Source organism: Synergistaceae bacterium, from assembly GCA_012728235.1.
Taxonomy (GTDB): Bacteria; Synergistota; Synergistia; order Synergistales; family Synergistaceae; genus JAAYFL01.
In genome coordinates, this window is sequence record JAAYFL010000065.1 from 1 (window position 1) to 4,987 (window position 4,987).

The 4,987-nt window shown below is 39.9% G+C and carries 5 protein-coding genes; 1 reads left to right on the forward strand and 4 read right to left on the reverse strand.

From position 1 onward, the window contains the following. The 3 genes from GXZ13_05025 to GXZ13_05035 form a co-directional block, all read right to left on the reverse strand. Positions 1 to 438, reverse strand: a 438-nt coding sequence (locus GXZ13_05025) for an RnfABCDGE type electron transport complex subunit D (GenBank protein ID NLX75181.1), incomplete at its 3' end; no start/stop codon positions are given. Beyond that, positions 438 to 1,775: an electron transport complex subunit RsxC gene (rsxC, locus tag GXZ13_05030; protein NLX75182.1), complete on the reverse strand. Its 1,338-nt coding sequence runs from the start codon at positions 1,773 to 1,775 to the stop codon at positions 438 to 440. The genes rsxC and GXZ13_05025, both read right to left, overlap by 1 nt. Before the next feature lie 184 nt (positions 1,776 to 1,959). Then, positions 1,960 to 2,208, reverse strand: coding sequence for a Nif11 family protein (locus GXZ13_05035; GenBank protein NLX75183.1), 249 nt, complete (start codon positions 2,206 to 2,208; stop codon positions 1,960 to 1,962). 449 nt (positions 2,209 to 2,657) lie between these two features. On the opposite strand from GXZ13_05035, the gene hisD reads away from it, so the two are divergent. Next, the gene (gene hisD / locus GXZ13_05040; protein NLX75184.1) at positions 2,658 to 3,923 is read left to right on the forward strand and encodes a histidinol dehydrogenase; all 1,266 of its coding nucleotides are present in this window, start codon (positions 2,658 to 2,660) and stop codon (positions 3,921 to 3,923) included. A gap of 231 nt (positions 3,924 to 4,154) precedes the next feature. On the opposite strand, the gene hisF is transcribed toward hisD, so the two are convergent. Beyond that, positions 4,155 to 4,913: an imidazole glycerol phosphate synthase subunit HisF gene (gene hisF / locus GXZ13_05045; GenBank protein NLX75185.1), complete on the reverse strand. Its 759-nt coding sequence runs from the start codon at positions 4,911 to 4,913 to the stop codon at positions 4,155 to 4,157. Positions 4,914 to 4,987 lie beyond the last annotated feature (74 nt).

Below are 4,987 nucleotides of genomic sequence, written 5' to 3' on the forward strand. Positions count from 1 at the left end.
ACCATCAATAGTCCAAGTTGTCATAGCTACGGGCCAGCTTACGACCATCATTGCACGTCCAGCAAGAGCAGGATTTACAATATTACAGCCAATACCGCCAAAGAATTGTTTGACTACTATTATTGCAAAAATACAACCTATTATTGCCTTCCAGTACTCCATTGTTGGAGGTAGATTATATGCAAGCAAAAGCCCAGTAACAGCAGCAGAAAAGTCATTGATAGTTATTTTTTGCTTTGCCAGCTTCTGCCAAACGAATTCTGAAAGATGACAAGTGATTACACAGACTAGCATTAGCACGAAAGCGCGCATACCAAAGAAATATACTCCGGCAAGCCCTGAAGGAACAAGAGCGGCAAGCACCCAAAGCATTACTGTTTGTGTGTCTTGTTCTGCATGAATGTGCGGTGAACTTGAAATTGTCAAAAGTTTTTCCATTATTTTACAGCCGCCTTTCTATTCATTGCCATTACAGTTACCTTTCCATCGCGGAAGGTCTGTGTTAAATGACGGCTTGCAGGGCATACGTATGAGCAAGAACCACACTCGATACAGTTGAGCCCGCCCATTTCTTCAAACGTTATATAATCACGCAGAAGTACAACTTTATTTAATGTATTCGGTAACAGCCCTACTGGACAAGCGTCTACGCAACGTCCACAACGGATACATGCAAACTCTTCTCCCAGGTGTGCTGATTTTTTGGTTAATGCGAGAATTCCAGAAGTACTTTTAACGATGGGAACTTCCATTGAGCGCAGTGTTACCACCATCATTGGGCCACCAGAAATTATTTTGGCTGGCTCTTCTTTGAAACCACCGCAAAATTCTATAAGCTCACGAATAGAGGTTCCAAGCGGCATACGTATATTTTTTGGATTTACAATAGCGTCTCCTGTTACTGTGACAATACGAGTTACGGAAGGTGTACCTTCAGCTATTGCTTCATATATCTGGTGAACTGTGCGAACGTTCAAAACAATACAGCCTACATCTGCTGGAAGAGCAGTCACAACATATTCTTGCTTTGTTAGAGCTTCTATCAACATTTTTTCGGCTCCTTGAGGATATTTAACCACAAGAGGCTGTAAAGATATTTTAAATGCATTTTGTTTTTTTAGCTCTTTCTCCATTACTGCAATGGCTTCGGGTTTATTGTTTTCTATTCCAATAACACCCTCTGCCTCAGGAAAGAGCCTCATTAAAAGCTTTAGTCCTTTAACAATTTTTGCTGGCTCTTCAATCATAAGCCTATTGTCACAATTCAAATATGGTTCACATTCGGCAGCATTCACTATGAGCCATTTAATACACTTTGGATTGGGGGGTGTAAGCTTTACTGCCGTTGGAAAGGTTGCGCCACCGTAACCGACTATTCCAGCCTCACGTATACGTGCAATATATTCTTTTGGATCGTTATTTTCGTAATTTAACAAGGGAGTCCAAGATGAGTCTTTGTCATATTTTCCATCATTTTCAATTACCACACATGTTTCAAGTAATCCTGCTGTAGTGAGACGCATGCCAACATCTTTAACTGTTCCAGAAACACTTGAAAGAATTGGAGCAGAAACGAACGCATCGCTGTCTCCAAGTTTTTGTCCTACGAGTACGTTGTCGCCTTTTTTTACCACCGGCTGGCTTAAGGCCCCAAGATTTTGCGCCATTGGAAAAACTAATTCACTCACGGGTAAATAATTTTCTATTTCTTTGTTTACAGTTAATTCTTTATTCTGTGGTGGGTGTATCCCTCCCCAGAATGATGGAAGTCTCATTTATTTTTCCTCCTTGAACATTTAGCTCGACTTGTGTTTTTACATATAAAACATCTACAGCGCAAAAAATAACTCTGCCCCATATATAATTTGATAATTCTATCATCATTGTCGTAAAAATAAAGAGATTCTTTGCACATATTAGGAAAATTTTTGGGAAAGAAACGTTGTACAGAAGCAATGTTTATGGCATATATTTGCCCCACTTTTGCATAATGAGATCACGTACATCCCCTTCTCCTAAATGAAGCCTGTTCTTTATATTATAAAATTCTTTACATACTAAATCATCAATTTCTTTGGACGTAAAATTGAACCCGGCCTGTCTGAGAGCAGGCGCAATCTCAGCTTCTGGAAGCTCTGCCATTTTTAATAAAAATGAAGGATTTGTTAAAAGATCTTCCAAAAATCTTTCTGCACTCGATAATGACATCTTTACCCTGCCTCTTTCTCGAATGTTACAAATTGTCGTGCAAAGGTAAATCGAAATACACGAGCCCTTATCCTTAATCTACTTTTCCCTGTAACCCCAATTCATAACACTAAGGTCCGATTTTAACACAACTTGATTGATTATAAAACTTTTTTATGGTTTTTAATTACTGTTTTTCTAAGTTACTGCAACATCCCCTGACTTTTCATTTTTAATGTCTATGTCTTTTTTATTCAATTGATTGTTCTTAATCACATTTTTTTGACGGTTTTTGTTAGTAGATATCAAATTACAACTTGTTATTATGCACAAAGTTTTCGGTCACTCTTTTAAATCTAACTCTTAGTGCATAATATAGAAAGAGTTTCGTTGACTGATTTTTGTTGACACACCCTGTTTATAGTGTTATTTTAACTTGACGAAATAATACACGATTGTGAGTGATTCTAATGTACATATATAAGGAAGCAATTAAGAAAAAAGTCGAAGATACTTCTTCTGTGTTTTCAACTGTGAAAGAAATTATTGAAAAAGTAAGACGTGATGGAGACAAGGCTCTTTCTGAGTACAACGTAAAATTCGGAGGAGCTCCCGCTGAATCCTTCAGAGTCTCTGACTTAGAAATCGAAAAAGCATGCTCAAGTATTTCGAAAGAACTAAGAGAAGCAATTGAAGTCGCCGCAAAAAACATAAAGAATTTTGCGGAAATACAGGCAAGTAGCCTGCATTCTGTTGAGTCTACAGAAACCTCTTCAGGCGTTTTCTTGGGTCACAAGGTTATCCCAGTAGATTCCTGCTGTTGCTATGTTCCCGGAGGCAGTTACCCTCTCTTTTCGTCTGCCCTTATGCTTGCAATTCCAGCAAAGGTGGCTGGAGTGCCACGAGTTTGTGCTGCTGTTCCTCCAATGCAAGGTAGCACTCTTCCTCATCCAGCACCTACAGCTGCACTTCATATCGCAGGTGCTGATGAAATCTACGCAGTTGGTGGGGCACAAGCAATTGCAGCTTTCGCATATGGAACGGAAAGCATCAAGCCTGTCGCAATGATTGTTGGCCCCGGAAACAAATATGTAACGGAAGCAAAACGCCAAGCTTATGGTCGAGTAGGAATAGATTTTATTGCAGGACCCAGTGAGGTGCTTATAATTGCCGATGACAACTCTCGTGTCGATATAGTTGCAGCTGACTTGTTGGCACAGTCAGAGCATGATCTTGATGCAATAGGAATTCTTGTTACTACTTCGTTGGAACTTGCTAAAAATGTAGAAAAAGAGATTGAGCGCCAGCTGCTTGAGTTGGACACAGCTGAGGTTGCTTCTGTTTCTTGGAAAAACAATGGACAGATAATCATTGTTGACTCTCTTGAAGAAGCAGCAGAGATTGCAAATGAGCTAGCACCAGAACACCTTGAGATTAATATTTCAAATCCCGATTCCATTGAACCCTTGCTTCGCAATTATGGTTCTTTATTTATTGGAGAGGGAGCAGCTGAGGTTTTTGGCGACTATGTGGCAGGAACAAACCATACTCTACCAACAAGCGGCGCTGCTCGTTACACAGGCGGAGTGTCTGTAATGACTTTTCTAAAGGTCTGCACTTTCCAGCGCATTACAGCAATTGGAATAAAAGAACTTGCTAACACTGCTGATATTATGGCAAGGAACGAAGGACTTTCTGCTCACGCAATGGCAGCCACTTTACGCCTAAAGAAATAATATAAATTTTCAATAAACTGATCCGCTAAAAACAATCACTATATAAAAAGCACGATCTTTAGTGCATATATGAAAAGTCTGTCCTTAATTAATTTCAAAGGACAGACTTGTTTTTATCTATGCAGTATGTTTTATGGCCTCAAAAACGACTCTTCCGTTGCACAAACTATTACGAGTCAAATCTTGAAATTTGCTTAGCGAATGTGACTTCTCTTACACTTTCCGCGTTGACTATTTACTTACTAAAATGCCACGTTTTTGTAAATACTCTTTAAGTTTTGGAATAGGAATTTCATTAAAATGGAAGAGCGAGGCAGCTAAAACTGCACTTGCCTTTCCCTTTGTAAGAACATCATAAAAGTGTTCGTAAGTTCCCGCTCCTCCGGAAGCTATCACGGGAATTTTGACCTTGCTACTGATCTCCGCGGTAAGTTCCAGATCATAACCTGACTTTGTGCCATCTTTATCCATGCTTGTCAAAAGAATTTCTCCTGCGCCGAGACGTTCTGCTTTCATTGCCCATTCAACTGCGTCTAGCCCAGTGGCATTTTGTCCTCCGGCTATAAAAACTTCCCAGCTTCCTTCAGCTTTTTGTTTCGCGTCTATAGCAACAATAATACACTGGCTACCGAATGCCTCCGCTCCTTCTGATATAAGAGAGGGATTCTTTACAGCGGCCGAATTTAAAGAGACCTTATCAGCTCCTGCGTTAAGTATCACACTCATGTCATTTACTGTGCGAATTCCTCCTCCTACAGAAAACGGGACAGAAAGCTGCGCTGCGACTTTGTTTACTAGACACGCAACAGTGTCACGTTCTTCACTGGTGGCAGAGATATCAAGAAAAACTATTTCATCTGCTCCGGCGTCTTGATATGCTTTTGCACATTCAACAGGATCACCTGCGTCACGAAAATCAACAAAATTTACTCCCTTAACCACTCTTCCGTCTTTTATATCAAGACAGGGAATTATTCTTCGAACATTCATTATTCTGCCCCCTTCAGCGTTTCTATACTACGTTTAAACATTAAAAATACCACGGCGTCGCTCTTTTATGTATG

What these genes read in the sequence shown, in the direction of transcription:
- hisD (NLX75184.1), top strand. Translation starts at nt 2,658, where the DNA reads ATGTACATATATAAGGAAGCAATTAAGAAAAAAGTCGAAGATACTTCT.
- hisF (NLX75185.1), bottom strand. Translation starts at nt 4,913, where the DNA reads ATGAATGTTCGAAGAATAATTCCCTGTCTTGATATAAAAGACGGAAGA.
- GXZ13_05035 (NLX75183.1), bottom strand. Translation starts at nt 2,208, where the DNA reads ATGTCATTATCGAGTGCAGAAAGATTTTTGGAAGATCTTTTAACAAAT.
- rsxC (NLX75182.1), bottom strand. Translation starts at nt 1,775, where the DNA reads ATGAGACTTCCATCATTCTGGGGAGGGATACACCCACCACAGAATAAA.